The organism is Mycolicibacterium sp. lyk4-40-TYG-92, from assembly GCF_030209435.1.
Classification (GTDB): domain Bacteria; phylum Actinomycetota; class Actinomycetes; order Mycobacteriales; family Mycobacteriaceae; genus Mycobacterium.
This window is the reverse complement of record NZ_JARVRX010000001.1, coordinates 16,005-42,361: the sequence shown is the minus strand read 5'-3', so window position 1 is coordinate 42,361 and position 26,357 is coordinate 16,005. Positions and strand designations below refer to the sequence as shown.

Below are 26,357 nucleotides of genomic sequence, written 5' to 3'. Positions count from 1 at the left end.
AGATGCCCCCGCACGCAGCGCGTGTCGGGGGCATCTGTATTCGGGCGGACTACGCAGTCCGCAGGTAATCCAACTGGGCCTGCACCGATTTCTCGGCGGCGTCCCACAGCTTCTGGTCGACGTCGGTATAGACGTGCTCGACCACCTGCCGCGCCGACGCCTCCTCGCCGAGCACCTGCAACGCGCCGCGCACCTGGTCCAGCCGTTCCTCGCGGTGCGCGAGGTACATGGCCGTCACCGCAGACAGGTCGGCCAGATCGGGGCCATGGCCGGGCAGGACCGTCCGCTGCCCGAGGCCCTGCAGCCGCCGCAGTGATTCCAGGTAGTCACGCAGGCTGCCGTCCTCGGTGTCGATGACGGTGGTGCCGCGGCCCAGGACCGTGTCGGCGGTCAGCACGGCATCGTCGACGACGAACGACAACGAATCCGCGGTGTGCCCCGGCGTCGCCATGACCGTGATCCGCAGGCCCGCGGCGTCGATAACCTCGCCGTCGGTGAGCGGCCCGCCGAGACCCCGCAGGAATCCGCTGCCGACCGAACGCACCACCGCACCCGTCATGCCGACCAGCTTGTCGATGCCGCCGGTGTGGTCGTCGTGCTTGTGACTGATCAGTACCAGCGGGATCCTGCCCAGCGCCGCGATGCGCTCGAGGTGCGCATCGTCGTCGGGTCCCGGGTCGACGACGACCATCTCGTCACTACCGCGCCCGCGCAGCACCCACGTGTTGGTGCCGTCGAGCGTCATGATCCCCGGGTTGTCGCACAGCAGGACCGAGGCCGATGGGGTCACCGGCCGCAGCACGCCATACGCCGGATGGGTCATGCGACTTCGACTATCAGCTCCACCTCGACCGGCGCGTTCAGCGGCAACTCCGAGACGCCGACCGCCGAGCGGGCGTGCGCGCCGGCCGGGCCGAACACCTCGCCGAACAGTTCGGACGCGCCGTTGATCACCGCGGGCTGACCGTTGAAGCCCGGCGCCGAGGCGACGAAACCGACGACCTTGACGACCCGCACCACCGCGTCGATGCCGACCAGCGCGTGCACGGCAGCCAGCGCGTTGAGGCCGCAGATCCGGGCCAGCGCCTTGCCGTCCTCGACACTGACCTCGCCGCCGACCTTGCCCTCGGCCGGCAACTGGCCGCCCTGCATGGGCAGCTGGCCCGAGGTGTAGACGAGGTTCCCGGTCCGGACCGCGGGGACGTAAGCGGCAAGGGGCGCAACGACTTCCGGCAGCTCGATGCCCAGCTCGGCCAGCCGGTCGGAGACGCTCACTTCGGCCGCTTCAGGTACGCGACGTGCTGCTCACCGCTCGGGTTGGCCAATACCGACACCAGCTCCCACCCGTCCTGGCCCCACTGGTCCAGGATCTGCTTGGTGGCGTGGATCAGCAACGGGACGGTGGCGTACTCCCACCGGGTCGGTTCGCTCATGCCGCCGAGCTTATCGGCCGAGGGGTACCGCATGGTTAACATGCTGGGGTGACCTCCGCATCGACGGGCCAAACCCACATCGGTTGGCCCGCGCGCCTGGACCAGGCGCGCCTCCATTTCGTCACCGGCAAGGGCGGTACCGGCAAAACCACCGTCGCTGCCGCGCTGGCGCTGGCGCTGGCCGCCGGCGGCCGCAGCGTCCTGCTGGTCGAGGTCGAGGGGCGTCAGGGCATCGCCCAGCTTTTCGACGTGCCACCACTGCCGTACGGGGAGCAGAAGATCGCCACCGCCGAGGGCGGCGGGCAGGTCAACGCGCTGGCCATCGACACCGAGGCCGCGTTCCTGGAGTACCTGGACATGTTCTACAACCTCGGCATCGCCGGCCGCGCCATGAAGCGCATCGGCGCGGTCGAGTTCGCCACCACGATCGCCCCCGGCCTGCGTGACGTCCTGCTCACCGGCAAGATCAAAGAGGTCGTGGTCCGCAACGGCAAGACCGCCAAGGAGCTCAAGGGGCAGCGTCCCTACGACGCCGTCGTGGTCGACGCCCCGCCGACGGGCCGCATCTCCCGCTTCCTCGACGTCACCAAGGCCGTCTCGGACCTCGCCAAGGGCGGGCCGGTGCACTCCCAGGCCGACGGCGTCGTGAAGCTGCTGCACTCCGAGCTCACCGCCATCCACCTGGTCACCCTGCTGGAGGCGCTGCCCGTGCAGGAGACCCTGGAGGCCATCGAGGAACTGCGGGAACTGGACCTGCCGATCGGCAGTGTCATCGTCAACCGCAACATCCCGGCGTACCTGTCGCAGGACGATCTGGCGAAGGCCGCCGAGGGCGTCGTCGACGCCGACGCGGTGCGTGCCGGGCTGGCCGACGCCGGAATCACGTTGTCCGACACCGACTTCGCCGGACTGCTCACCGAGACCATCCAGCACGCGACGCGCATGATGGCGCGCGCCGAGAGCGCCGAGGCGCTCGACGCCCTCGAAGTGCCCCGCCTCGAACTGCCCGCGCTCCCCGACGGGGTCGACCTGGGCAGCCTGTACGAACTCGCCGAAGCACTCGAACTGCAAGGGGTTGGCACCAAATGAGCGGCAAGCCGGGCCATCAACCCTTGAAGCTGGACATGCACGCCATCCTGTCGGACAAGGCGAACCGCGTCGTGGTGTGCTGCGGCGCCGGCGGCGTCGGCAAGACCACCACCGCCGCCGCGATGGCGCTGCGGGCCGCCGAGTACGGCCGCACCGTCGTCGTGCTGACCATCGACCCGGCCAAGCGGCTGGCGCAGGCCCTCGGCATCAAGGATCTGGGCAACACCCCGCAGCGGGTGCCGCTGGCGCCCGAGGTGCCCGGCCAGCTGTTCGCGATGATGCTCGACATGCGCCGCACCTTCGACGAGATGGTGCTGCAGTACTCCGGCGAAGACCGCGCCGACGCGATTTTGGAGAACCAGTTCTACCAAACCGTCGCGACGTCGCTCTCGGGCACGCAGGAGTACATGGCGATGGAGAAGCTCGGCCAGCTGCTGGCCGAGGACAAATGGGATCTGGTCGTCGTCGACACCCCGCCGTCGCGCAACGCGCTGGACTTCCTGGACGCGCCGAAGCGGCTGGGCAACTTCATGGACAGCCGCCTGTGGCGGCTGCTGCTCGGACCGGGCCGCGGCATCGGCCGCCTCGTCACCGGGGCCATGGGCCTGGCGATGAAGGCGCTGTCCACCGTGCTGGGTTCGCAGATGCTCTCCGACGCGGCCGGCTTCGTGCAGTCCCTGGACGCGACGTTCGGCGGGTTCCGGGAGAAGGCCGACCGCACCTACGAACTGCTCAAGCGCCCCGGCACGCGGTTCGTGGTGGTCTCGGCCGCCGAGCCCGACGCGCTGCGCGAGGCGTCGTTCTTCGTCGACCGGTTGTCGCAGGAGCAGATGCCGCTGGCCGGCCTGATCCTCAACCGCACCCACCCGATGCTGTGCGACCTGACCGCCGATGCGGCCGACGAGGCCGCGGGCAAGCTGGAGCAGTCCGGTCAGGACACCGATGCGCTGGCCGCGGCGACGCTGCGGATCCACGCGAACCGCACCGTCATCGCCAAGCGTGAGGTGCGGCTGCTGTCGCGGTTCACCGGGGCCAACCCGCACGTGGCGCTGGTGGGTGTGCCGTCACTGCCGTTCGAGGTGTCCGACCTCGAGGCACTGCGGGCCATCGCCGATCAGATCACGGGTGACGTCGTCAAGGCGTGAGCCCGGCGTCATTCGCTGCAACGGCAGTCCGCAGAAAACCGCGGACTGCGTTGCGCGAGAAGGAATTCAGACCGCGTTGCGGTGCTTGCGCTGGGTCGCGAAGAACTCGGCCCAGGACACCACCTCGGGGTGCTGCTTGAGGAGGGCGCGGCGCTGACGCTCGGTCATGCCGCCCCACACGCCGAACTCGACGCGGTTGTCGAGGGCGTCGGCACCGCACTCGACGATCACCGGGCAATGTCGGCAGATGACCGCGGCCTTGCGTTGCGCGGCGCCGCGGACGAACAGCTCATCGGGGTCAGCCTGCCGGCATCGGGCCTGGGAGACCCAGGCGATTCTGGCTTCGGCTTCAGGTTGGACCACACCCTGCATCGCGCCGTTTCCGGCCTGGGGAGCGATTGTCGCGCGAACTACTGGCTGTGTACCGGCCACCAGCGATCCCTTCGTCACACCGTCTCCCGACGGCCGAGTCCTCCCGAGTAAATCGCTGATGCGATCTACGCCACATTGCGGCTAGTAGTGTTACCTAGATCGCATTGTGTGTTCAAGTTAGGTGGTCAGGGGCCTATTGCGCAATGGGTCCGGGGCCGCTTTTTTGGGACGTGTGTCCAAACGTTAATTTTTGCCCGTGTCGCAGCCCCCTAGATGCCCTAAGGACGTGGTAATCGACCAGCACTCAGCTGCCGGCCACCACGGTCGCTAGGCTGTACCCCATGTCCGAGCGACCGCAGAATCGTCCGCCGACCGCGGTCACCGTCATCAAGTTGACGTGGTGCGTTCTGCTCGCCAGCGTGATCCTCGCCGCGATGATGTTCCCGCTCATCGGGGGTGTCGGCCTGATGTCGAACCGGGCATCCGACGTCGTGGCCAACGGTTCGGCCCAGCTGGTCGAAGGTGACGCACCCGCCGTATCGACCATGGTGGACGCCAAGGGCAACCCCATCGCGTGGCTGTATTCGCAGCGCCGTTTCGAGGTCCCGAGCGATCAGATCGCCAACACCATGAAGCTGGCCATCGTCTCGATCGAGGACAAACGGTTTGCCGAGCACAACGGGGTTGACTGGAAGGGCACCCTGACGGGCCTGTCCGGCTACATGTCGGGATCGGCGGATACGCGCGGTGGATCGACCCTCGAGCAGCAGTACGTCAAGAACTACCAACTGCTCGTCGTCGCGCAGAGCGATGCCGAACGGCGGGCCGCCATCGAGACCACCCCGGCGCGCAAGCTGCGCGAAATCCGCATGGCGCTGACCCTGGACAAGACGTTCACCAAGTCGGAGATCCTGACGCGCTATCTGAACCTGGTGTCTTTCGGTAACGGCGCGTTCGGCATCCAGGACGCCGCCCAGACGTACTTCGGCGTCAACGCCAACCAGCTGAACTGGCAACAGGCCGCGCTGCTCGCCGGCATGGTGCAGTCGACCAGCGGGCTGGACCCCTACGTCAACCCCGACGGCGCCCTGGCACGCCGAAACCTGGTGCTGGACACCATGATCCAGAACGTCCCCCAGGAAGCCGAGGCGCTGCGGGCCGCCAAGGCCGAGCCGCTCGGCATCCTGCCGCAGCCCAACCAGTTGCCCCGCGGCTGCATCGCCGCGGGTGACCGCGCCTTCTTCTGCGACTACGTACTCGACTATCTGTCGAAGGCCGGCATCAGCAAGGACCAGGTGGCCAAGGGTGGCTATCTGATCCGCACCACGATCGACCCGGACATCCAGAACGCGGTCAAGTCGTCGATCGACGGCATCGCCTCCCCCTCCATCGACGGCATCGCCAGTGTCATGAGCGTCATCCGTCCCGGCAAGGACAACCACCAGGTGGTGGCGATGGCCAGCAACCGGACGTACGGCCTGAACACCGCGGCCGGGGAAACCATGCAGCCGCAGCCCTTTTCGTTGGTCGGTGACGGCGCGGGCTCCATCTTCAAGCTCTTCACCACAGCCGCTGCTCTCGACATGGGCATGGGCATCAACGCGCAGCTGGACGTGCCCGGACGGTTCGAGGCCAAGGGCCTCGGCAGCGGTGGCGCCAAGGGCTGCCCGAAGGACAAGTGGTGCGTCGAGAACGACGGCCGCTACAAGGGCAGCATGAACGTCACCGAAGCGCTGGCGTCGTCGCCGAACACCGGCTTCGCCAAGCTCATCTCGCAGATCGGTGTCCCGCGCACCGTCGACATGGCGGTCAAGCTGGGGTTGCGGTCCTACGCCGCGCCGGGCACCGCCCGCCCGTACGACCCGAACAGCAACGAGAGCCTGGCCGACTTCATCAAGCGGCAGAACATCGGCTCGTTCACCCTCGGACCGTTCGAGGTCAACGCCCTCGAACTGTCGAACGTCGCGGCCACGCTGGCGTCGGGCGGCACGTGGTGCCCGCCCAACCCGGTCGACAAGGTGTTCGACCGGCACGGCAATGAGGTCTCGGTGACCACTCAGACCTGCGAGCAGGCGGTCCCCGAGGGTCTGGCGAACACTCTCGCCAACGCGATGAACAAGGACGCCATCAGTGGCACCGGTGCCGCGGCCGCACAGTCGGTGGGCTGGAACCTCCCGGTATCGGGCAAGACCGGCACCACCGAGGCCCACCGGTCGTCGGCGTTCTTGGGCTTCACCAGCGCCTACGCCGCCGCCAACTACATCTACGACGACTCGCCCACACCGTCGGACCTGTGTTCGTTCCCGCTGCGGCAGTGCGGCCGCGGTGATCTCTACGGCGGCCACGAACCGGCCCGAACCTGGTTCACGGCGATGAAGCAGTACACCCCGCCCAATGTGGTGATGCCGCCGACCGACCCGCGCTACGTCGACGGCGGGCCGGGCTCGAAGGTGCCGAGTGTCGCGGGCATGGACCTCGACCTGGCACAGAACCGCATCAAGGAGGCCGGCTTCCAGCTGTCCGCGCAGCCGTCGTGGGTCAACAGCACCGCGCCGTCGGGCCAGGTGGTCGGAACGTCGCCGTCGGGCCAGACCATCCCCGGATCGATCATCACGATCCAGGTCAGCAATGGCATCGCGCCGCCGCCTCCGCCGCCACCGCCGGTGGGCATTCCGGGCATCGACGGCCTGCCGCCGGTGCAGATCGGGTCGACGGTCGTCGAGATTCCTGGCCTGCCGCCCATCACCGTGCCGGTTCTCGGTCCCCCGCCACCATAGGCCCGGCCGAAACCTCAGAACGACCTAAGTCAACCCTGTGGGCTTTCTAACGATGACCAGCGACAACGGGCCAATTGCTGCGCTGAGCAAGTAGGCTGCCTGCATGTCTGCCATCGTCCGCAACGCTGCCGTCACCGTCGCCGGAACACTGGCTGCGGGCCTCGCCTACGCGTCGCTCATCGAGCGCAACGCGTTCGTGGTCCGCGAGGTCACCATGCCGGTGCTGACGCCCGGATCGTCGCCGCTGCGGGTGCTGCATCTGAGCGATCTGCACATGATGCCGGCGCAGCGTCGCAAGCAGGCGTGGCTGCGCGAGCTGGCCCGCTGGGAGCCGGATCTGGTGGTCAACACCGGCGACAACCTCTCGCACCCGAAGTCGGTGCCGGCCGTGGTGCAGGCGATGGGCGACCTGCTCGCGGTCCCCGGTGTGTTCGTGTTCGGCAGCAACGACTACTTCGCGCCGAAGCCCAAGAACCCCGCCAACTATCTGTTCAGCAAGCACAAGCGGATCACCGGACGGCCGCTGCCGTGGCAGGACCTGCGCGCGGCGTTCACCGAGCGCGGCTGGCTGGACATGACCCACACCCGGCGCGAGATCGAGATCAACGGGCAGCTCGTCGCCGTGGCCGGGGTCGACGATCCGCACCTGGCCCGCGACCGCTACGACACCGTCGCCGGGCGGCCCAACCCGGCGGCCAACCTGTCGCTGGGCATCACCCATGCGCCGTACACCCGCGTGCTGGACCGGTTCGCCGACGACGGTTACCAGCTGGTGCTGGCCGGCCACACGCACGGCGGGCAGCTGTGCGTGCCGTTCTACGGCGCGCTGGTGACCAACTGCGACATCGACACCTCCCGGGTGAAGGGGCCGTCCCGCTGGGGCGCACACACGCAGCTGCACGTGTCCGCCGGTCTGGGTACCTCGCCGTACACGCCGGTGCGTTTCTGCTGCCGGCCCGAGGTGACGCTGCTGACGCTGGTGGCCGCTCCGACCGGCGGCGGGCACGCCGGTATCAGCGCCGACATGACGCAGCCGGCCGTTTCGGCACGGTGACCCCGCCGGTGGCGGCGCGCGGCGTCGACCGCGGCTGGGTGGCGGGCGCGGTCCGGTTGATCGAGGCCGACGCCCGGCGCAGCGCCGACACCCACCTCCTGCGCTATCCGTTGCCTGCCGCGTGGGGTGCGAGCGTCGACGTCCAGCTGTATCTCAAGGACGAGAGCACGCACATCACCGGCAGCCTCAAGCACCGGCTCGCTCGGTCGCTGTTCCTGTACGGGTTGTGCAACGGCTGGATCGGACCGCAGACGACGGTCATCGAGGCGTCGTCCGGGTCGACCGCGGTGTCCGAAGCGTATTTCGCGGCGCTGCTGGGGCTCGAGTTCATCGCGGTGATGACGGCGTCGACGAGCCCGTCGAAGATCGCGCTGATCGAATCACAAGGCGGCCGTTGCCATTTCGTGGAGCAGTCGTCAGAGGTGTACGACGAGGCGGAACGCCTGGCGCGCGAGACTGGCGGCCACTACCTGGATCAGTTCACCAATGCCGAACGGGCCACCGACTGGCGCGGCAACAACAACATCGCCGAGTCGATCTTCTCGCAGCTGCGCGACGAGGCCCATCCGATTCCCGAGTGGATCGTGGTCGGCGCGGGCACCGGCGGCACCAGCGCCACGATCGGACGGTTTCTGCGCTACCGGCGCCACGCCACGCGGCTCTGTGTCGTGGACCCGGAGAACTCGGCGTTCTATCCGTCGTGGGCCACGGGCGACCGCGACGTGTTCACCGGGGCGTCGTCGCGCATCGAGGGCATCGGCCGCCCGCGGGTGGAGCCGTCGTTTCTGCCCGGTGTGGTCGACGCCATGGTCTGCGTCCCGGACGCGGCCTCGGTGGCCGCCGCTCGGCACGTGAGCAAGGTGCTGGGCCGACGCGTGGGCCCGTCCACGGGCACGAATATCTGGGGTGCGTTCGGGCTCCTGGCCGAGATGGTGGCGCAGGGCCGCAGTGGGTCGGTGGTGACGCTTCTGGCCGACAGCGGTGACCGCTATGCCGATACCTACTTCGACGAAGCGTGGGTCAGCAGCCGCGGGCTGGAGTCCGCCGACGCCGTGGCGGCACTGGCGGAGTTCGAGCGTTCCGGGCGCTGGGGCTGACCCTGGCGGCCCAGCCAGGCCGCCCGGTAGTCAGAGGTCGCGAACAGCCATAGCGCAGCCAGCCCGAAGAATCCGCAGTAGAGCAGAGCTCCCAATCCGGTCATGTTCGGTCCTCGCTTTCTCGCTGTCGAGCTGTCGTTGATTACAGTTACCCGCTTCAACGCACGATGAGCAAAAATCCATCCCGTCAGCGGACGTGATCTTCGCCGCCAAACCCGTCTACCTGCGGCTACCTCACCTCGCGAGGGCCGTTTGGCTTCTGAGGGCCCCGGTGCGATACGCTGTCGTGGCTTCACGCGGGGTGTGGCGCAGCTTGGTAGCGCGCTTCGTTCGGGACGAAGAGGTCGTGGGTTCGAATCCCGCCACCCCGACAAGTGAGCAAGGCCCTGACCAGGGAAATCTGGTCGGGGCCTTCTTGTTTCAGACACCGCGGCAGATCGCGCGCACGACCCGCGTCGCCGATCCGGCCCGGGATACTCGCGCGCAGATGTCTTATGCGCAGATGCTGACGAACGGCACGGTCACACATGGCGGCGGCCACCCGGGGCCCCAGCCACGGTCCTCGCCCCAACCACGATGGCCCCAGCCCCAGCCGTGGTGGTCGTCCCAGTCGCCGCCGCCCCAACCGTGGTCCATCGGGATCATGCCCGGATCGTGCGCCGGCGCGGCGCTCGCACTTCCCGAACCGATACCCAGAACCGCGGCCACAAGGCCTGCCGCGAGTGCTGTTGTCGATGCAATCTTCCTGTACGTGGCCATGGCCCGCCTCCGGAAACAACCCAACAAAATCAGTAATAGATACCGTCAAGTGTAGTTTTCTGACGCTGCAGATGACATCGGCCGAGTACCCCGGGACAACCGGGTTGAACCCAATTTCGCAGGCCCATCACCACGCGAAAAGCTTGTTCGACCTGCATCATCCGGTGTTTTGAGACACATCTGTCCCATTTTAGGTCGCGGTACGCTATCTTTGATGCATGGCTGAGTTGAAATCGTTCGACACCGGTGTGCGTTCGCGCACCCGTAAGGCGATTCTCGATGCCGCCACCGCCGCCCTGGCGACCAATCCCGCGGCGTCGTTGAGCGACATCGCCACTGCCGCGGGCGTTGGCCGCAGCACCCTGCACCGGTATTTCTCCGAGCGTTCCGAGCTGATCCGTGCCGTCGCCCTGTACGTGCATGAGATGTGCAACGCCGCCATCGACAAAGCCGAGCCCGCGTGCGGGCCCCCACTCGCTGCGCTGCGCCGGGTGGTCGAATCCCAGCTGGACCTCGGACCCATCGTGCCCTTCGTCTACAACGAGCCGACCATCGTGGCCGATCCGGAGTTGTCCGCGATCCTCGATACCGGCGACGAGGCGATAGCCGAAGTGCTGGCGCGGGTTTCGGCACGACCGCAGACCAGCCCACCGGAGTGGCCGCGCCTGGTTTTCTGGGCCCTGCTCGACGCCGGGTACGAGGCACTGCGCCGGAACATCGCGCCGCGGGTCGAGATCGTCGACGCCATCATGGCCAGCCTGACGGCCGGCACCATCACGCCGGATCAATCCTGATCCCCACGAATTTGCTTTCATCTCAACAAGTTAGGTAATTCCCATGTCCACCAGTCTCGTCACCAACGAGGTGACGAACCGGACCCCGCAACGCCATTGGTGGGCGCTGGCAGTGCTGATGCTGCCCGTGCTGCTCGTCTCCATCGACAACACCGTGCTGGCCTTCGCGCTGCCCCGCATCGCCGAGGACTTCCGCCCGTCAGCCGCCACCCAGTTGTGGCTCGTCGACATCTATTCGCTGGTGCTGGCAACGCTTTTGGTGACGATGGGCAGCCTCGGCGACCGGTTCGGCCGGCGCCGGCTGTTGCTCATCGGCGCCGTCGGATTCGCCGCCATCTCGGCCGCGGCGGCGTTCGCGCCGAGCGCCGGGTACCTGGTTGCCGCACGTGCCGCGCTCGCCGTGTTCGGCGCCATGCTGATGCCGTCGACGTTGTCGCTGATCCGGAACATCTTCACCGAGGCCACGGCACGCCGGCTGGCCATCGCCATCTGGGCCTCGTGCTTCGCGGCCGGTTCGGCGCTGGGGCCGATCGTCGGTGGTCTCTTGCTGCAGCACTTCCACTGGGGCGCGGTCTTCATGATCGCGGTGCCGATCCTGCTGCCGCTGCTGGTACTGGCGCCCAAACTCGTGCCGGAATCGCGGGACCCGAACCCGGGCCCAATCGACGCGCTGAGCGTGCTCCTGTCGCTGGTGGCCATGCTGCCGGTGGTGTGGGCCATCAAGACCGCCGCGCATGACGGCATCTCGACGCTGACGCTGGCGGCCGTCGCCTTGGGTGTCGGCGCGGGAGTCTGGTTTGTGCGTCGGCAGAACCGCAGTGCCACACCGATTCTCGATATGCGGCTGTTCGGTCACGGACCCTTCACGGCGTCGATCCTGGCCAACTTCCTGTCGATGGTGGGCCTCATCGGGTTCCTGTTCTTCGTCTCGCAGCACCTGCAACTGGTGCTCGGACTGGACCCGCTGACCGCCGCGCTGGTCATGCTGCCGGGCGCGGCGGCATCGATGATCGCGGGCATCGCCGTGGTACGGCTGACCAAGCGGTTCGCGCCGCAGACGCTGATCGTCACCGGGCTGCTCCTGGTGGCCGCAGGCTTCGTACTGATCCTGCTGTTCCGTCATGACCTGACCATGGTCGGCGTCATCGCGTCGTTCACCGTGCTCGAGCTGGGTGTCGGTGTGTCGCAGACGATCTCGAACGACACCATCGTGGCGTCGGTACCGCCGGAGAAGGCCGGCGCGGCGTCCGCGGTGTCGGAGACCGCCTACGAGCTGGGCGCGGTGATCGGCACCGCCGGATTGGGCACGATGTTCACCGCGTTCTACCGCGCGAATGTCGAACTGCCGGGCGCTCTTTCACCCGCACAGTCGGCTGACGCCGGCGAGAGCATCGGCGGCGCCATCTCGGTGGCCCGAACCCTGCCGACCGAGCTCGGCAATCATTTGATGAAGTCGGCACGCGTCGCCTTCGATTCGGGGATCGGCGCCACTGCGGCGACCGCCGCGGCGCTGGTTCTGATCGCCGCGGCGATCGTGGCCGCCGCCTTCCGCCGCCGGCAATAGTCCCTGAATGCACTGTGGCCCCATCGCCTTTCGGCGGTGGGGCCACAGGTCGCCGAGCGACTACTTGCTGCCGGTCTTGCCCTTGCCACCCTTCGTGGCGTTCTTGATGGCACCAGAGATGGCCTTTGCCACCTTGGCACCGGGGTTCTGCGCCTTCTTGGTCTTGGGCGCGGTGTCCTTGGGCGTCGTCGCCGTGTCAGTGCCCTTGGTGTCAGTACCCTTGGTATCGGCGTCCTTGGTCGTGTCCTTGGTGTCGGTCGCCTTGGTGTCGGCGTCCTTGGTGGCACCCTTGGTGTCGGCGTCCTTGGTGTCAGCAGCCTTGGTGTCAGTGGCAGCCTTCGTATCCGAAGCCTTGGTGTCGGCGGCCTTGGCGTCGGCGGCCTTGGCGTCGGCATCCTTGGCGGACGTGTCCTTCGCCGCATCGGTCGACGTCGCCGCGGTGGCGGTCGCCGTCTTCTTCGTCGTCGTCGCGGTGTCGGTCGATCCCGCGGCAGACGAGTCCGTGGCCGTCTTCTCGGCCGCCGGCGCCAGCGCGGCAACCGTCGTCGCAGCGGCGGGAACGGTGACGCCGCCCGGTGCATTCGGGTTCACATTCAGCGCGGTGATGATCCGATTGACGATGTACGGAACGGTGCCGGTTTCAAAATCCGTGACATTCTTCTGAATGTTCTGCACGAGGCTCACCACGTTGTTGAGCACACCGTTGTAAATGGTGCCGGGATTGAGGGTGAGCACCGACTGCAGAATTCCCGTCACGCTCTTGACCACCTGCTGAACGACGGGCGTGGTGCCGAGGCACGAGCCGCAGCCGATTCCGACGGTCGAGATCGCCAGGCCGGCGACCAGAGCGGTCACCGAATCCAGCACTGCGGGCACCATCGCCTCCGCCACTGCCAACGGTTGCTGCAGGATGTTCTGCACCGGTCCGTTGATGCCGGTGATCAGCTGCAGACCGCCCGGGAGCAGACCGCCAACCAGCGAGTCGATGGCGCCGTTGACATTGAGCGTGCCGAGGTTCCCCAGCACGTTTGCGAGAGTGCCCGGCAGCGCACCACCGAGGGTGAACGTCGCGCCGGTGATGTTGCCGATCAACTGCATGCCCTGCTGCACGCCGTAGTTCGCATCGAGCACCACCTGGCGCACCAGCGGATTGACGCTGGTCTCCACCATGTAGCTGGTTTGCCCGACCGTCTCTGCCAGGGCGTTGTAGATGTTGCCCAGTGCCACGATCGGGTTGACCAGTGCCGTCAGATGCACATCGGAGACCTGCACGTGCGAAACCGCAGGCAAGTGGGGTTGCGTCTGCGGCACCACCGGCGCCACAGCAATCACACTCGCTCCCGCGAGGGCAACGCCCGCAGTGATATACGGCTTCATTGTGAGCTGCATTTGAGTCCTCCCAGTTATCGCGACACTCGTGTGGTCGAGAAATTTACCCCTTGTAAATAGGCATTTTTTACCAACCCACACATTTCCCAGCTAACCAAAATCGGACTGTCAGTAAATTGTCAATCGCGTTAGATTGCTGCCCTGACGGGCAAGTTAGTTGCGCTACCGAATCAGCAAATTTGGCTAGAAGGACCGCCCAAATCAGCATCATTTGTCTCACAGGTAGTTCACAGCGTGACGAGACGCACGTCACACCTCGGATTGGCCCGATTAGCCGGCACGCCCCAAAGACGATGTCGCGGAAATTTGCAGTTTCAGCAAATTACGCTACGCATAACTTGCGCGCGCGTCAGTCGTAGCCGCGGAATGCTTGGCGGGAGTGCGTCTTACCACTGGAGTGTCCACATGGTGAGACAGTGGGTCGAGCGGGACCGGGCGGCGGAACTCAGGCCGTCGCAGTTTGCCGGCGCTGGGCGATCCCGCCGGCCGAAGACGTCGCCACGACGGTCAGCAGCGCACCGAGAATCAGTGCCGACGGCTCGCCCGGACTCAGCAGATGCTGCTGGGTCCCCAATGTGGCAGCGGCCACCGGAACGCCCAATTGCGCTGCCGCCAGCACCCCCAGCGCCAGCGGTTGCCCGAACAACCTGCCAGTGAGATGTGCGAGCACCGCTCCCACGCCCAGGGCCACACCCAGCCCGATCAGACCCGGATGCTCGCCGAGCTCCCGCACCTGTAATGACGCGCCGAGCCAGACGAAGAACAACGGCGCGAAGAATCCCTCGGTGATGCCGAACAGCTGGCGCGCCAGCCGACGCGGTTCACCAATCGCGGACAGGCACAGACCCAGCGCAAAACCCGCCAGCATGATCGACACGTGCGTCGACTTCGCCAACGCCGCCAGGCCGAACAGCACGATCAGGCTGATCCTCAGTTCGAGCGCCAGATGCCGGCGGTGCGAATACCTGTGCATCCGCTTGAGCCACCCGCGCTTGGCTTCATATCGCAGAAAGAAGTACAGGAGGACGGCACAGGCGGCGATCGCCAGCACCCCCACCACGGCGCGTGGGGCACCCGCTGGATTGATGACCAACGGCAACAGCACGATCGACGCCGCGTCGGCTATCGCGATCTGGGCGGTGACCGACAGCACCGGCGGCCCCGTCAATCCAAGCGACTGGATGACGGGCAGCGCCAGCGCCGCCGAGGACGAAGCCATGAGGACGGCGTACAACGGGGCGTGACCCGTGCCGAACAGATGCGCGATGACCACACCGAACACCGCGGCGAACGCGCCCACCACAACCGCTCGCAACAGCGATCTGGGCAGCTCACCCCGCAATGACTTGTCGCGCACCGGAACATGGGTCCCGACGATGAACATCACGAGTGCAAAGCCGATGTCCGCCAGGAGCACGAACGTCGGGTTGTCCGCGTCGACGATGCCGAACCCGGTGCGCCCCACAACGATTCCGGCAGCGAGTTCGCCGACGATCAAGGGCACCCGCAGCTTGGGCACTGCCGCCAGCAGCGGCCCGACCAGGCCGATGACGGCCACCAGCGCCAGGGCATGAAATCCGAAGTCGCCCATCGGTCAGCCGGACACCACCTGGGCCGGATCACCCAGCCACGTCACCATCATCGCCACACCCTAGACGCGGACGTTCAGATGCGGGCCGCACCGCAGCCAACTCTCAGCGGACTGTTGCATCCCGATAGTTTCCGATATATCGTTAATGCATCGGAGGCGCACCAGGCGCCTCCCGCCGAAAGAGAGCACACATCTATGGAAACCCCATTCACCCCACCCGGCCGCCCGTTCGACGGCGGCCCCTTCGATCGCCCCTCCCACGGAGGTGGCTTCGGTTTCGCACCTGGCGACCGTTCACCGTTCGTCGGCCCTGCCGACCGCCGCGCTCGACATGACGAACGCCGGGCGGCCCGGAGGGACATGCGCGAACAGTTCCGCGACCACGTGCGGGACCACCGCGGCGAGGGCGGCTTTGGATTCGGACCGGGATTCGGTTTCGGTCCCGGCTTCGGCCAGGGCTTCGGACCTGGCTTCGGCGCCGGCCCGTTCGGACCCGGCGGTCCCCGCGGACGGCGTCACGGTGGCCGCGGACGCGCCAGTGGCCGCAGCCGGCGCGGCGATGTCCGCGCCGCCATCCTCAAGCTGCTCACCGAGCGGCCGATGCACGGCTACGAGATGACGCAGGAGATCGCCGCGCGTAGCGACGGCCTGTGGAAGCCCAGCCCAGGCTCGATCTACCCCACCCTGCAGCTGCTGGAGGACGAAGGTCTGATCACCCCCGCCGAAAGCCAAGGCAGCAAAAAGACTTTCGAGCTGACCGAGGACGGCCGCACCGCCGCCGACGCGATCGAGACCGCCCCCTGGGAAGAGATCACCGAAGGCGCTGACCCAGCCGCCCTGAATCTGCGCAACGCGCTCGGCCAAATGTTCGGCGCCGTCGCACAGTCGGTGCACTCCGCGAATGCCGAACAGCAGCAACGCATCCTGGACATCGTGAACAACGCCCGCCGCGAGATCTACCAGATTCTCGGCGAGTCCGACTAGCGTTAGCCTGGCTACATGACGACGTACGCGCTCGGTCAGTACCAGGTCCACCGGGTCGGATTCGGGGCCATGCAGATCCCCGGCCCGGGCGTTTTCGGCCCACCGCGGGACCACGACCAGGCGCTCGCCGTGTTGCGACGCGCGGTGGAACTCGGCGTCAACCACATCGACACCGCGCAGTTCTATGGCCCTGACGTGGCCAACCAGCTGATCCGCGAGGCCCTGCACCCTTATCCGCAGGGCCTCGCGCTGGTCAGCAAGGTCGGTGCGCGCCGGGACCAGACCGGCGGCTGGCTGCCCGCGCAGCAGCCCGACGAGCTGCGGGCCGCCATCGAGCAGAACCTCGAAACCCTCGGCACCGACCGGCTCGCAGCGGTGAACCTGCGCATCATGGGTCCCGACGGTGATCCCAGTGCGCCGGGCAAGGTCGACCGGGAACTGTTCGACCGCCAGCTCAGCGCCATGATTGCCGCGCGCGACGAGGGGCTGATCGACGGCATCGGGCTGAGCAGCATCTCCCTCGAGCATCTCGCGATCGCGCTGCAGCGCACCGACATCGTGTGTGTCCAGAACGCGTACAACCTCCTCGACCGGTCCTCGCAGCCGGTGCTGGACACATGCGCCGCACGCGGCATCGCGTTCGTCCCATTCTTCCCGCTGGGCTCGGCGTTCGTACCGGACAACCCGGTGCTCGGCCACCCCGAAATCCGAAAGGCGGCAAGCGAACTCGGCCGCACGCCCGCGCAGGTCGCGTTGGCCTGGACCCTGGCCGCGGCACCCAACATGCTGCTGATCCCCGGCACGTCGTCCGTCGAGCATCTCGAGGAGAACCTCGCGGTTGCCGACATCGAGGTACCCGCCACCCTGACCGCGGCGCTCGGATGAGCACCGACATCGATCGCATGCCGCGCGGCGGTCCACGGGCGTCATGCCTCGATCGCGCGCTGCAGACCGACCAGCCCGAATACCTCGACCGCGACGACGTCGACCCCGCCGTCAAGCGCAGCGTCGTGCGCGCGCTGGAACTCACCGGCAACTGGTTCGGCCTCCACGAGCGCTTCGCTTCCATCGTCATGGACGAAGTCGCCGACGTTCCCGATCCACGCATCCTCGAGCTCGGGGCCGGCCACGGGGGCCTGTCGAAAAAGGTGCTGGAGATGCACCCCACCGCGACACTCACCGTCACCGATCTGGAGCCCGACTCGGTCGCGGCCATCACGGCCGGCGATCTGGGTTCCGATCCGCGCGTGACGGTGCGCCACATGGACGCGACGGCCATCGATGCGGCCGATAGCGCTTATGCCCTGGCCGTTTTCGCGTTGTCGTTCCACCATCTGCCCCCGTCCGCCGCAGTCCGGGTGCTCGTCGAGGGCACCCGGGTGGCGGACAAGTTGCTCATCATCGACCTGCCTCGGCCACCGTCACCGCTACACCTGATGCGGCTGGCCACGATGCTGCCGCTGGCCCCGTTCGTGCCGTTCGTGCATGACGGCGTCATCAGCTCACTGCGGGCCTACAGTCCGTCCGCGCTGCGGGCATTGGCCGACGCCGCCGGCGTCGACATCGAGTTGCGCAGCGGCCTGTACTCGCCGCAGATCGCCATCGCCACCCGGCGACCGCCCGCGTAGGTTGGACGCATGACCGACTCGTCGAATGAAGTGATGGATTGGGACAGCGTCTACCGGCAGGAGGGCGGGTTCGACGGTCCGCCGCCGTGGAACATCGGTGAGCCGCAGCCCGAACTGGCTGCACTGATCGACGCCGGTCAGGTCACCGGCGAGGTGCTCGACGCGGGCTGCGGCCACGCGGAACTGGCCCTCGCGCTGGCCGCGGCGGGCCACAACGTGGTGGGCATCGAACTCTCCCCCACCGCGGTGGCTGCCGCGAAACAGGCTGCCACCGAACGGAATCTGACCAACGCGACATTTGTCGAAGACGACATCACCTCGTTCACCGGATTCGACGGACGGTTCGACACCATCATGGATTCGACGCTGTTCCACTCGATTCCGGTCGAGGCACGCGACGCCTACCAGCAGGCCGTGTTCCGCGCGGCCGCGCCGGGCGCCAAGTACTTCATCCTGGTGTTCGCCAAGGGCGCGTTCCCTGCCGAGGCCGAGATGAAGCCGAACGAGGTCACCGAGGACGAGCTGCGCGAGGCCGTCGGCAAGTACTGGGCCATCGACGAGGTCCGGCCGGCGTTCATCCACGCCGGCATGGTCGCGCCACCTTCGATGCCAGGACAGCCCCCGCTCGAGATGCCGCCGCACGCCCTCGACGAGAAGGGCCGGCTGAAGATGCCGGCCTTCCTGCTCACGGCACACAAGGCCTGACGGTCAGGTCGACGCGGCAGTCAGCGCACCGGCGAAGGACTCCAGTTCTTCGTCGGTGACGTCGACGTGCGGTGACACCCGCAGCACCGGAACCTTCATCTCGAACGGGGCCCGCTCGATGCCGGCCACGGTCGTGACGACGTGGTGTTCGGTAATCAGCTTGGTGCGCACGGAGTTCGGGTCGTCGCCGCGCGTCGGCTCCAGCGTGGTGATGGCCGTCGGTTCATCGACGTCCTCGACCACTCGCCATCCGGGCAGCCCGGCCAGCGCGGTGCGCGTCAGGCGCCCCACCTCGGCCAGCCGCGCCCGCACCAGTTCCGGACCGGCCGCCAGGTGCTCCTCTAGGGCCTTCGAAAAGGCCACGCGGGCAGCCACATTGGCCTCTCCGAGGTCAAGCCGTTTCAGCACCGGCAACGGCGTCCCCCAATCCGGCAGCGGGATGCGCGGCCGAAGCCGATGCGACACAGACGAACTGATCGCCAGCACGCCGACCCCGCGCGGCCCCGCCAGCCACTTACGCGACGACGCATAGATCACGTCGGGAGCCACCGCGCAGTCCAGATGGCCCAGCGCCTGTGCGGCGTCCACCGCCACCGGCACCCCGATCGCGTGGCAGGCCGCAACGAACTCCGACAACGGCTGGGCCACCCCGCGGTGACTGCCGAGCGCCGTCAAATGAGCCAGCGCCGGCGGGTCGCCCTGCATCAGCGCGACCGCCACTTCGACATCGAGCCGCCCCTGACCGTCGACGGGCAGCTCGCGGACCGTGAATCCGTTGGCCGCCATCACCACCAGATTGGGTCCGTACTCGCCTGGCAGGCAGGCAATGGTCTTCTCGCCGTCCCAACTGCTGAGCAGTAGGTTGAGCGCGTTGTTGGAGCCCGTGGTGAACACCACGTCGCCGGCGGCCATCCCCGTCAGCTCGGCCACCGCCGCCCGGCCGCCCTCCAACACGGGTTCCGCGGATTCGGCGGCGACATAGCCGCCGACCTGAGCTTCCTGCCGGGCGTGCTGAGCGGCGGCGTCGATGACCGCGAAGCTCTGCCGCGAGCAGGCGGCGTTGTCGAAATGCAGGCCCAGCGGTTTGGGCCGGGCAGCGCGCCAAAGGTGCGCGACGGCGGAATCGGCTCCGGTCACGTCCGCAGGTCCGGCTTGACCGCCAGTGAAAGCCCGAAGTCCCCCGCGGGGTCGGTCCACCAGTCGGTCTGCCGCAGTCCGGCGGCCGCCAATTCAGCCGAGACGCCCTCGGGGCGGAACTTGCACGACACCTCGGTCAACATCTCCTCACCCGCCTCGAACTCCACCGACAGTTCCAACTCGCGTATCTGAATCCGTTGCGCGGCAACAGACCTCAGCCACATCTCGATACGTTCGTGTTCGGGGTTCCATCGTGCCACATGTTCGAAGCGGTCGAGATCGAAATCGGCATCCAGCTCCCGGTTCACCACCGCCAGGACATTGCGGTTGAACTGCGCGGTGACCCCGGCGCTGTCGTCGTAGGCGGCCACCAACCGGGTGGTGTCCTTCACCAGGTCGGTGCCCAGCAGCAGTGTGTCGCCCGGCCGCATCGCCGCGGCCAGGCTCGCGAGGAACTCCGCCCGCGGGCCGGCCGTCAGGTTGCCGATCGTCGATCCGAGGAACACGATCAGCCGACGGCCCACGACGGGCAGCTCGCCCAGGTGCTGCTCGAAATCACCTCGCACCCCGCTGATCTCGACGCCGTCGTACTCGTCGGACAACTGGGTGAGCGCGGCGCTGAGCACGTTCTCGTCGACGTCGAACGCCACGAACCGGCGCAGGGCCGCGGCGTCCCGGAACGCGTCGAGCAGGATGCGCGTCTTCTCCGAGGTGCCACTGCCGAGCTCGACGAGCGTGTCCGCGCCGGAAGCCGCCACGATCGCGCCGGCGGCTTCCTGCAGGATGTGCGCCTCGGTGCGCGTCGGGTAATACTCGGGCAGGCGGGTGATCTGATCGAACAGGTCACTGCCGACGGCATCGTAGAACCACTTGGGCGGCAACGATTTCGGCGACTGCGACAAGCCGTCCCGGACGTCGCGCCGCAGCGCACGGGGCGCCCAGTCGGCGGCGAGATGGTTGGTCAGCAGCGGTGCCGTCTTGCTCGGTGTCATCGTGGTCCCTTCGTCAAGTCAGTGGCGTCAGTGCGACGCCGGTGGCCGTCACCTCGACGAGGTGACGGTCCGGGATGTCCTGCCAGTCCGGGTGATCGTCGTAGGGCTCGCTGGCCAGCACCACGCCGTCGGGCCGGCGCAGTATCGACAAGGTGTCGCCCCACACGGTGGCCAGCATCCGGGAACCGTTGGCAGCCAGGATATTCAGCCGTGCCGACGGGTCGGACTCCCCGACCCTGCACACGGTGTCCCCCAGGTTGTCCAGGCCCTCGGCGAAGATGTGGGCGGCCAGGACCGCACTGTCGACCGTCGATTCCGCGGCCCGGGACACCGGCAGCACCGCCCGGTCGACGACGCCGTTGTGCGACAACAGCCACTCACCGTCGGTGAACGGCGCCGACGCCGACGGCTCGATCGGCATCCCGACGGTCGCGGACCGGACGGCGGCCACCACGCACCCGCTGCGCAACGCCGGCGCCACCGACGCCAGCGACGCGTCACCCCACAGGGGTGCGGCGCTGCGCCAGCGGCGCGGTGTCGCGCCGTCGAAGAAGCCGACACCCCAGCCGTCGGCGTTGAGCAGACCGTGCTTCTGCCGTCGGGGTGAATACGACTGCACCAGAAGCCCGTTCGCGGGTTCCAGGATCAGCGACGACACCGAGACCGGATCGCCGAGCCAGCCCAGGTGGCGACACATCAGCCGCGCTCCTCGGCACAGGACCAGGCCAGCCGCACCCCGGAGAAGATCTGGCGGCGGATGGGGTGGTCCCAATTGCGGAAGCTGGGCCGCAGGATGTCACCTGCCACCGCCCAGGAACCACCGCGCAGCACCCGGTAGTCGCCGCTACCGCTGCCCTCGAAGAACGGCTGCGAATAGCGGTCGTAGATCATCGGTGTGAATCCCGGCCACGGCCGCAGCGGGGAGGTGGTCCACTCCCACACATCGCCGAGAAGCTGCTCGACGCCGTAGGCCGACGCGCTCCCCGGGTATGCCCCCACCGGCGCCGGCCGCAGCGCGCCCCCATCGAGGTTGGCCCGACGCGCATCGGGTTCGGCTGCGCCCCAAGGGAATCGGCGCCGTGCTCCGACCGCGGGATCCCAGACGCAAGCCTTCTCCCACTCGACTTCAGTGGGCAACCGCGCACCGGCCCAGGCGGCGTACGCCTCGGCTTCGTAGAAGCTGACATGTTGCACCGGTTCATCGGGCGGCAGTTCCTCGACATGCCCGAACCGGACCCGAGTGGTGCCGTCGGCACTCCAGAACTGCGGCGCCACCAGGCCCGCCTGCAGCCGATGCTCCCAGCCCGCGGCAGACCACCACCGGGGCTCCCGATAGCCACCGTCGGCAATGAACTCCCGCCATTCGGCATTGGTGACGGGCACCCGGCCGATCCGGAACGACGGCACGTCGACGACATGTGCCGGACCCTCATTGTCGAGCGCGAAAGGCTCGTCGGCCGCGTCGACGCCGAGCACGAATGGACCGCCGGGCACCAGCACCGAGGTACCGGCGACCCCGTCACGCCCGCGCGGCAACGCGGCGCCCGGTCCCAGCAGCGGCGGGCCGCTGCGCAGATTCAGGGCCTGCAGCATGGTCTCGTCGTGCTGGTTCTCGTGGCTGATCACCAAGGCGAACGGGAACTGGGCATCAGGCTCGTCGGGCGCCCGATCAAGGGCGTCAAGAGCTTTGGACCGGATGGTGCGGCAGAAGGCGCGCGCATCGGTCGGCGGCAACAGCGGCAGGGACACCCTGCTGGCGCGCGAATGCACGAACGCGTCGTACAGGCCGTCGACGTCGGGCGGCAGCAGACCGGGGCGGTTGAGATCGCCGCCGCGCAGCAGCCACAGCTCTTCCTGCTGGCCGATGTGCGCGAGGTCCCACACCAGCGGGCTCATCAGCGGGTCGTACTGGCGCAGCAGTTCGGCATCGTCGAACTCGACAAGGGCCAGGGTCCGGTCCCGGGCCCTGGTCAGCCCCCGGGCCAACAACTCACGCGTACTCACACCCCACCTTTCAGCCGGTCATCAAGTGCCAACCCGGTGATGGCCGAATCGATTCCGTGCGCGACCACCCGGTCCGCGAAATCGTCGGCCGCACTGCGCCCCTGCGTCACCTGCCGCAGCAACCGGTCCATCGAGTCCGCCACATCGTCCGGCGCGACCTCGGCGGCCGCTTGCACACACTGCACCGCGGACGCCCGCAGCCGCGGATCGGCCAACCCGACCCGCGCCGCCTGATCCCAGGCGGTGGCGACCAATTCCGTTGCCTCCCAGGCGATCTGCGCAAGACGCGCGTCGTCCAGCAGCGTCACCAGCGTGAACACCACAGCCGGCCACAGATCGTCGGGCACGGCGTCGAGGTAGCGGATCTCCAGCCACCGCCGCGGCCGGACCGGCGGGAACAGCGTCGTCAGGTGGTAGTCCAGGTCGGCCTCGGTGGGCCGGCGGCCGCCGAGCAGCGTCCGCCCGTCCGCCCAGTCGGCGAACGGCACCCACTCGGTGACCGGCTCCGCCTCCGGCGTGTGCACCAGCATCACCGGCGCCTTGAGGGCATAGCGCGCCCAGTCGCTGGCCGGGTCGTCACCGCTGGCACCGAGAACGGGCCCGCAGCGGGCGGTGTCCAGCTGACCCCAGATGCGCTGGCGCGTGCTCTGCCATCCGGTGAATTCGCCGCCCAGCATCGGCGAGCTCGCCGACACCGCGATCATGGTGGGGCCGAGCGCGTGGGCCAGCCGGACGCGGTCGGCCCAGCCGTCACGCGGGCCGGCATCGACGTTGATCTGCAGCGAGGCGGTCGACGTCATCATCGCGGCCCCGGCGGCTCCGGTTCCGCCTGCCGTGAAGAACGCCTCCATGGCCCGATACCGACCGCCGGGGTTCACCCGGGCCTGGGGCCGGAGCGGATCCGCGCCGACCTGCAGCAGGCCCAGTCCGCGGCGCCGCAACGCTTCCCGCAGGACGGCTTGATCGGCCTGCATCGCGACGATGGCGGCCCCGGCACCATCCAGCGGCGGGCCCGACAGTTCGATGGCGCCACCGGGTTCGATCGTGATCGCGCTGCCACCGGGCAGCTGCGGAACGGACTCGACGGCTTCGGTCAGTTCATCCCAGCCGGGGCGCCGCGTCAGGTCGGACAGGTCGAAACAGTGCGCCTCGAGTTCGAGGCCGACGCGGCCCACCGGCCCGTCCCGCAGACACCCGCCGCCGGCCAGCAGCGCGGCGCCGTACGCACTCGACAACTCAGGGTATTCGGCGTGCGGCCGACGCACGGCGGTAGCGGTGCCCATCTGAACATCCCCTTCCGAGACTCGGGGCCGATGCCCGCATCCGTTGGTTGGTGTTCCCGGACCAGGCCTAGTTGAGACTCGTCCCGAGCGATACCTGTTCGTCCGACGATGCCATGAGGCACCGACAAAAATCTGCGCAATATATGTGCGATACCTGACTCAATTCGGGCATCGTCATTGCCCCAAGGCGTTCTGCATGGCTCCGGCCAGCACGTTGACCGCGAGACCGGCGTTGCCGGACTGGCAGACTTTCGCCTGCAGCAGAACGTTCTCCCGCAGCCTGGTCTGTACGAAACAGCGGCGATCGGTACCCGCTTCCTGTTTGACCCACGCCTCGTCCGTCGGGCCGGCCTGCGCGCCCGCGAAGCTCCAGACCTCGGTCCGGCCGTCCTCGAGGTGCAGCGCGGTGGTCTGCCCCGAGCATCCGGTGGTGCGGTCGACGACGCGGTGGAACGCACGCGACGCGGCTTCGGCGGTGGCGAAGACGCCCACGACCTGCTTGGCGGCGTGGCTGTCGTCCGTGGCCGTCGTCTGCGCCACGGCGCCGTTGAACGACGCGAGGTCGGGGTCGCCGTACACCTCGGGCAGACCGATGTCACCCCAGTTGTTGCACGCCGGGAGGTCGACGAAGAAGCCCTGGAACGGCGCGGTGAAGGTCGACTCCCAGCCCATCGGTGCGCCGACCACATTGCCCACCGAGCCCTTGCCGAGGACCGCGTACGACACCACACCCGGGTCCGACGGCTTGGCGACCGCGGCCGGCGCCAGGGCGAGGGCAGCGGTGACGCAGGCTGTGGACCAGATCAGGCGCGCAGTCATGGCTTCGATGATGCCAGCTGCGGCCCTGTTGTCAGCCGGTGAAGCGGGCGGTGGCCCCCGCATCGACCGGCAGGACCGTCCCGGTGATGTGGGTGCTGTCCGGGTGCGCCAAAAACATGACCGCGCGCGTGATTTCAGCGGGCTTCAGGAAGGGCACCGGCTGCAGGTGCAGCGACGCGAACACCGATTCCACGTCGGCGAGCGTGGGCTGCTCCAGGTCGGGTCGCATAGCGCCGAACAGCGCACCGTTGACGGTCATCGGGGTCTCGACGTTGCCGGGCGCCACGGCATTGACGGTGATGCCGTGGCCGGTCAGGTCGTGCGCGGCGACCTTGGTCAGTCCGATGACGCCGAACTGCTCCAGCGCGCCGCGGTCGGCCGTCGACAGTTTTGCTGTGAGACAACGCCTTCCGGTTGCCTCGGCCAGAGCCACCGCGTGCGATCGGCCCATACCCCGTGCCCCGCCGGCGATCAGCGCAACGAGGCCAGCAAAGTCGCCCATAGATGTCTCTATCTCAGTTCGGTTTGCCGGTGACCACGCAGTGGGTTCGGCTGTAGATGGTGGGCATGCACAGATTGCAGTGTGTACAGCCCGATTTGGTGGTGCTGTCCGCCTGGATGCGGCTCAGGAGGTCGGGTTCGGCCAGCAGGGCCCGGCCCATCGCCACGAACTCGAACCCTTCGGCCATGGCCAGATCGATGGTCTCGCGGTTGGTGATGCCACCCAACAGGATCAGCGGCATGTCGAGTTCGGCGCGGAATTGGCGGGCGGCCTTGAGCAGATAGGCCTCCTCGTAGGGGTATTCACGGAAGAACTTGTGCCCACTCATCCGGATACCCCAGCTCAACGGCGGTTTGAAGTTCGCGGCGAATTCTTTGACCGGAGCGCCGCCGCGGAACAGGTACATCGGATTGACCAACGAGCTACCCGCCGTCAGCTCCAACGCGTCCAGGGCGCCGTCCTCTTCGAGCCACTGGGCGGTCTGCAGCGACTCCTCCATCGGGATGCCGCCGCGGACCCCGTCGCTCATGTTGAGTTTGGCGATGACGGCGATCTGATCCCCGACGGCCTCTCGTACCGCCTGCACCGTGCCGCGCGCCACCTTCGCCCGATTGGCCAGGGAGCCACCGAATTCGTCGCGGCGCTTGTTGATCAACGGCGACAGGAACGACGACGCGAAGTAGTTGTGCCCCAAATGGACCTCGACGGCATCGAACCCGGCCTCGATCGCCAACCTCGCGGCGTTCGCGTGGGCGGCCATCACCGCGTCGATGTCGGCGCGGGTGGCTTTCTTGGCGAACCGCATCGACAGCGGGTTGAAGAACCGCACCGGCGCCAGCGCTGGGGCCTTGTTGGTGCGCGGATTGGCGACCGGGCCGGCGTGCCCGATCTGGGCGCTGATCGCAGCGCCTTCACCGTGGATGGTGTCGGTGAGCTTGCGCAGCCCGGGGATTGCTTCCGGGCGCATCCACAACTGCCACCCGTCAGTGCGCCCACCCGGAGACACTGCGCAGTACGCGACCGTGGTCATGCCGACCCCGCCCGCGGCGGGCAGCTGGTGGTAGCGGATCAGGTCGTCGGTGACCAGCGCATCGGGGGTCGCCGCCTCGAATGTCGCCGCCTTGATGACGCGGTTGCGCAACGTGATCGGACCGAGCTTGGCCGGCTGGAAGGGATCGGGCATAGCGGCGGTGATCCTCTCGGTAAATCTCGATGCGACAGCATCTTTCGGCTCCCGCG

General features: G+C 67.9%; 26 protein-coding genes and 1 tRNA gene. 12 read left to right on the top strand and 15 right to left on the bottom strand.

The features are described 5' to 3' along the window. Positions 1–49 precede the first annotated feature (49 nt). Genes QRN63_RS00215 through sp36 form a run of 3 tightly spaced genes read right to left on the bottom strand, consistent with a single transcriptional unit; the run spans position 50 to position 1,433 of the window. Entirely contained in the window at positions 50–823 is a 774-nt protein-coding gene (locus QRN63_RS00215; protein ID WP_285028755.1) for an MBL fold metallo-hydrolase, read from the bottom strand. Continuing rightward, entirely contained in the window at positions 820–1,275 is a 456-nt protein-coding gene (locus QRN63_RS00210; RefSeq protein ID WP_285028754.1) for a RidA family protein, read from the bottom strand. The genes QRN63_RS00215 and QRN63_RS00210 overlap by 4 nt, the downstream gene beginning before the upstream one ends. Continuing rightward, entirely contained in the window at positions 1,272–1,433 is a 162-nt protein-coding gene (sp36, locus tag QRN63_RS00205) for a Sp36 family protein (protein ID WP_090562576.1), read from the bottom strand. Before sp36 ends, QRN63_RS00210 begins: the two co-directional genes overlap by 4 nt. Before the next feature lie 48 nt (positions 1,434–1,481). Between sp36 and bagA the strand changes: the two genes are divergently transcribed. Both bagA and bagB read left to right on the top strand, forming a co-directional pair. After that, positions 1,482–2,522 carry an ATPase BagA gene (bagA, locus tag QRN63_RS00200; protein ID WP_285028751.1) on the top strand — a complete coding sequence of 347 codons (1,041 nt, stop codon included), beginning with the start codon at positions 1,482–1,484 and terminating at the stop codon, positions 2,520–2,522. After that, complete coding sequence (gene bagB, locus QRN63_RS00195) at positions 2,519–3,667, top strand: ATPase BagB (protein WP_285028750.1); 1,149 nt, start codon at positions 2,519–2,521, stop codon at positions 3,665–3,667. Before bagA ends, bagB begins: the two co-directional genes overlap by 4 nt. 66 nt (positions 3,668–3,733) lie before the next feature. On the opposite strand, the gene QRN63_RS00190 is transcribed toward bagB, so the two are convergent. Beyond that, entirely contained in the window at positions 3,734–4,039 is a 306-nt protein-coding gene (locus QRN63_RS00190; protein WP_020100988.1) for a WhiB family transcriptional regulator, read from the bottom strand. A gap of 341 nt (positions 4,040–4,380) precedes the next feature. On the opposite strand from QRN63_RS00190, the gene ponA2 reads away from it, so the two are divergent. The 4 genes from ponA2 (at position 4,381) to QRN63_RS00170 (ending at position 9,338) form a co-directional block, all read left to right on the top strand. Further along, complete coding sequence (gene ponA2 / locus QRN63_RS00185; protein WP_285028749.1) at positions 4,381–6,816, top strand: transglycosylase/D,D-transpeptidase PonA2; 2,436 nt, start codon at positions 4,381–4,383, stop codon at positions 6,814–6,816. Between the two features lie 103 nt (positions 6,817–6,919). Beyond that, entirely contained in the window at positions 6,920–7,870 is a 951-nt protein-coding gene (locus tag QRN63_RS00180) for a metallophosphoesterase (RefSeq protein ID WP_285028748.1), read from the top strand. Further along, entirely contained in the window at positions 7,867–8,967 is a 1,101-nt protein-coding gene (cds1, locus tag QRN63_RS00175; RefSeq protein WP_285028747.1) for an L-cysteine desulfhydrase Cds1, read from the top strand. Before QRN63_RS00180 ends, cds1 begins: the two co-directional genes overlap by 4 nt. 297 nt (positions 8,968–9,264) lie before the next feature. Then, positions 9,265–9,338 (top strand) — tRNA-Pro (locus QRN63_RS00170). A gap of 121 nt (positions 9,339–9,459) precedes the next feature. Here QRN63_RS00170 and QRN63_RS00165 read toward each other — a convergent pair. Beyond that, entirely contained in the window at positions 9,460–9,726 is a 267-nt protein-coding gene (locus QRN63_RS00165; protein WP_285028746.1) for a hypothetical protein, read from the bottom strand. A 218-nt stretch (positions 9,727–9,944) separates the two neighbouring features. Between QRN63_RS00165 and QRN63_RS00160 the strand changes: the two genes are divergently transcribed. Together QRN63_RS00160 and lfrA are read left to right on the top strand one after the other, a co-directional pair. Further along, complete coding sequence (locus QRN63_RS00160; RefSeq protein WP_285028745.1) at positions 9,945–10,520, top strand: TetR/AcrR family transcriptional regulator; 576 nt, start codon at positions 9,945–9,947, stop codon at positions 10,518–10,520. Between the two features lie 43 nt (positions 10,521–10,563). Continuing rightward, positions 10,564–12,084: an efflux MFS transporter LfrA gene (gene lfrA / locus QRN63_RS00155; protein WP_285028744.1), complete on the top strand. Its 1,521-nt coding sequence runs from the start codon at positions 10,564–10,566 to the stop codon at positions 12,082–12,084. 60 nt (positions 12,085–12,144) lie between these two features. Here the strand turns inward: lfrA and QRN63_RS00150 are convergent, their stop codons facing one another. Further along, on the bottom strand, positions 12,145–13,473 hold the full coding sequence (locus QRN63_RS00150; RefSeq protein WP_285028743.1) for a hypothetical protein: 1,329 nt from the start codon (positions 13,471–13,473) through the stop codon (positions 12,145–12,147). A gap of 445 nt (positions 13,474–13,918) precedes the next feature. Further along, entirely contained in the window at positions 13,919–15,064 is a 1,146-nt protein-coding gene (locus tag QRN63_RS00145; RefSeq protein WP_285028742.1) for a cation:proton antiporter, read from the bottom strand. A 195-nt stretch (positions 15,065–15,259) separates the two neighbouring features. Here QRN63_RS00145 and QRN63_RS00140 point away from each other — a divergent pair, with 195 nt between their 5' ends. From QRN63_RS00140 to QRN63_RS00125, 4 genes are read left to right on the top strand one after another with little or no spacing between them, the layout of a single operon-like run. Next, positions 15,260–16,048, top strand: coding sequence for a PadR family transcriptional regulator (locus QRN63_RS00140; protein ID WP_285028741.1), 789 nt, complete (start codon positions 15,260–15,262; stop codon positions 16,046–16,048). A gap of 15 nt (positions 16,049–16,063) precedes the next feature. After that, complete coding sequence (locus tag QRN63_RS00135) at positions 16,064–16,933, top strand: oxidoreductase (RefSeq protein ID WP_285028739.1); 870 nt, start codon at positions 16,064–16,066, stop codon at positions 16,931–16,933. Next, positions 16,930–17,676, top strand: a complete 747-nt coding sequence (locus QRN63_RS00130; protein WP_285028738.1) for a methyltransferase domain-containing protein — start codon at positions 16,930–16,932, stop codon at positions 17,674–17,676. The genes QRN63_RS00135 and QRN63_RS00130 overlap by 4 nt, the downstream gene beginning before the upstream one ends. 9 nt (positions 17,677–17,685) lie before the next feature. Further along, complete coding sequence (locus tag QRN63_RS00125; RefSeq protein ID WP_285028737.1) at positions 17,686–18,381, top strand: class I SAM-dependent methyltransferase; 696 nt, start codon at positions 17,686–17,688, stop codon at positions 18,379–18,381. 3 nt (positions 18,382–18,384) lie between these two features. On the opposite strand, the gene egtE is transcribed toward QRN63_RS00125, so the two are convergent. From egtE to QRN63_RS00085, 8 genes are all read right to left on the bottom strand, one after another. Then, positions 18,385–19,518, bottom strand: a complete 1,134-nt coding sequence (gene egtE, locus QRN63_RS00120) for an ergothioneine biosynthesis PLP-dependent enzyme EgtE (protein WP_285028735.1) — start codon at positions 19,516–19,518, stop codon at positions 18,385–18,387. Continuing rightward, entirely contained in the window at positions 19,515–20,510 is a 996-nt protein-coding gene (gene egtD / locus QRN63_RS00115) for an L-histidine N(alpha)-methyltransferase (protein WP_285028734.1), read from the bottom strand. The genes egtE and egtD overlap by 4 nt, the downstream gene beginning before the upstream one ends. Before the next feature lie 13 nt (positions 20,511–20,523). After that, entirely contained in the window at positions 20,524–21,207 is a 684-nt protein-coding gene (gene egtC, locus QRN63_RS00110) for an ergothioneine biosynthesis protein EgtC (RefSeq protein ID WP_285028732.1), read from the bottom strand. Beyond that, on the bottom strand, positions 21,207–22,514 hold the full coding sequence (gene egtB / locus QRN63_RS00105) for an ergothioneine biosynthesis protein EgtB (RefSeq protein ID WP_285028731.1): 1,308 nt from the start codon (positions 22,512–22,514) through the stop codon (positions 21,207–21,209). The genes egtC and egtB overlap by 1 nt, the downstream gene beginning before the upstream one ends. Continuing rightward, complete coding sequence (gene egtA, locus QRN63_RS00100) at positions 22,511–23,797, bottom strand: ergothioneine biosynthesis glutamate--cysteine ligase EgtA (RefSeq protein WP_285028729.1); 1,287 nt, start codon at positions 23,795–23,797, stop codon at positions 22,511–22,513. The genes egtB and egtA overlap by 4 nt, the downstream gene beginning before the upstream one ends. A 174-nt stretch (positions 23,798–23,971) precedes the next feature. Next, positions 23,972–24,616, bottom strand: a complete 645-nt coding sequence (locus tag QRN63_RS00095) for a sensor domain-containing protein (protein ID WP_285028727.1) — start codon at positions 24,614–24,616, stop codon at positions 23,972–23,974. Between the two features lie 31 nt (positions 24,617–24,647). Continuing rightward, entirely contained in the window at positions 24,648–25,118 is a 471-nt protein-coding gene (locus QRN63_RS00090) for an SDR family oxidoreductase (RefSeq protein ID WP_285028726.1), read from the bottom strand. A gap of 13 nt (positions 25,119–25,131) precedes the next feature. Next, the gene (locus QRN63_RS00085; protein WP_285028725.1) at positions 25,132–26,301 is read right to left on the bottom strand and encodes an NADH:flavin oxidoreductase; all 1,170 of its coding nucleotides are present in this window, start codon (positions 26,299–26,301) and stop codon (positions 25,132–25,134) included. Positions 26,302–26,357 lie beyond the last annotated feature (56 nt).

Bases quoted from the DNA above. Each gene is read 5' to 3' on its own strand.
- QRN63_RS00160 (WP_285028745.1), top strand. From the start codon at position 9,945: ATGGCTGAGTTGAAATCGTTCGACACCGGTGTGCGTTCGCGCACCCGT.
- egtD (WP_285028734.1), bottom strand. From the start codon at position 20,510: ATGACACCGAGCAAGACGGCACCGCTGCTGACCAACCATCTCGCCGCC.
- egtC (WP_285028732.1), bottom strand. From the start codon at position 21,207: ATGTGTCGCCACCTGGGCTGGCTCGGCGATCCGGTCTCGGTGTCGTCG.
- QRN63_RS00085 (WP_285028725.1), bottom strand. From the start codon at position 26,301: ATGCCCGATCCCTTCCAGCCGGCCAAGCTCGGTCCGATCACGTTGCGC.
- QRN63_RS00215 (WP_285028755.1), bottom strand. From the start codon at position 823: ATGACCCATCCGGCGTATGGCGTGCTGCGGCCGGTGACCCCATCGGCC.
- QRN63_RS00190 (WP_020100988.1), bottom strand. From the start codon at position 4,039: ATGCAGGGTGTGGTCCAACCTGAAGCCGAAGCCAGAATCGCCTGGGTC.
- QRN63_RS00090 (WP_285028726.1), bottom strand. From the start codon at position 25,118: ATGGGCGACTTTGCTGGCCTCGTTGCGCTGATCGCCGGCGGGGCACGG.
- QRN63_RS00125 (WP_285028737.1), top strand. From the start codon at position 17,686: ATGACCGACTCGTCGAATGAAGTGATGGATTGGGACAGCGTCTACCGG.
- QRN63_RS00140 (WP_285028741.1), top strand. From the start codon at position 15,260: ATGGAAACCCCATTCACCCCACCCGGCCGCCCGTTCGACGGCGGCCCC.
- ponA2 (WP_285028749.1), top strand. From the start codon at position 4,381: ATGTCCGAGCGACCGCAGAATCGTCCGCCGACCGCGGTCACCGTCATC.
- QRN63_RS00145 (WP_285028742.1), bottom strand. From the start codon at position 15,064: ATGGGCGACTTCGGATTTCATGCCCTGGCGCTGGTGGCCGTCATCGGC.
- sp36 (WP_090562576.1), bottom strand. From the start codon at position 1,433: ATGAGCGAACCGACCCGGTGGGAGTACGCCACCGTCCCGTTGCTGATC.
- egtA (WP_285028729.1), bottom strand. From the start codon at position 23,797: ATGGGCACCGCTACCGCCGTGCGTCGGCCGCACGCCGAATACCCTGAG.
- QRN63_RS00180 (WP_285028748.1), top strand. From the start codon at position 6,920: ATGTCTGCCATCGTCCGCAACGCTGCCGTCACCGTCGCCGGAACACTG.
- QRN63_RS00095 (WP_285028727.1), bottom strand. From the start codon at position 24,616: ATGACTGCGCGCCTGATCTGGTCCACAGCCTGCGTCACCGCTGCCCTC.
- bagB (WP_285028750.1), top strand. From the start codon at position 2,519: ATGAGCGGCAAGCCGGGCCATCAACCCTTGAAGCTGGACATGCACGCC.
- QRN63_RS00135 (WP_285028739.1), top strand. From the start codon at position 16,064: ATGACGACGTACGCGCTCGGTCAGTACCAGGTCCACCGGGTCGGATTC.
- lfrA (WP_285028744.1), top strand. From the start codon at position 10,564: ATGTCCACCAGTCTCGTCACCAACGAGGTGACGAACCGGACCCCGCAA.
- QRN63_RS00150 (WP_285028743.1), bottom strand. From the start codon at position 13,473: ATGCAGCTCACAATGAAGCCGTATATCACTGCGGGCGTTGCCCTCGCG.
- QRN63_RS00130 (WP_285028738.1), top strand. From the start codon at position 16,930: ATGAGCACCGACATCGATCGCATGCCGCGCGGCGGTCCACGGGCGTCA.
- QRN63_RS00165 (WP_285028746.1), bottom strand. From the start codon at position 9,726: ATGGCCACGTACAGGAAGATTGCATCGACAACAGCACTCGCGGCAGGC.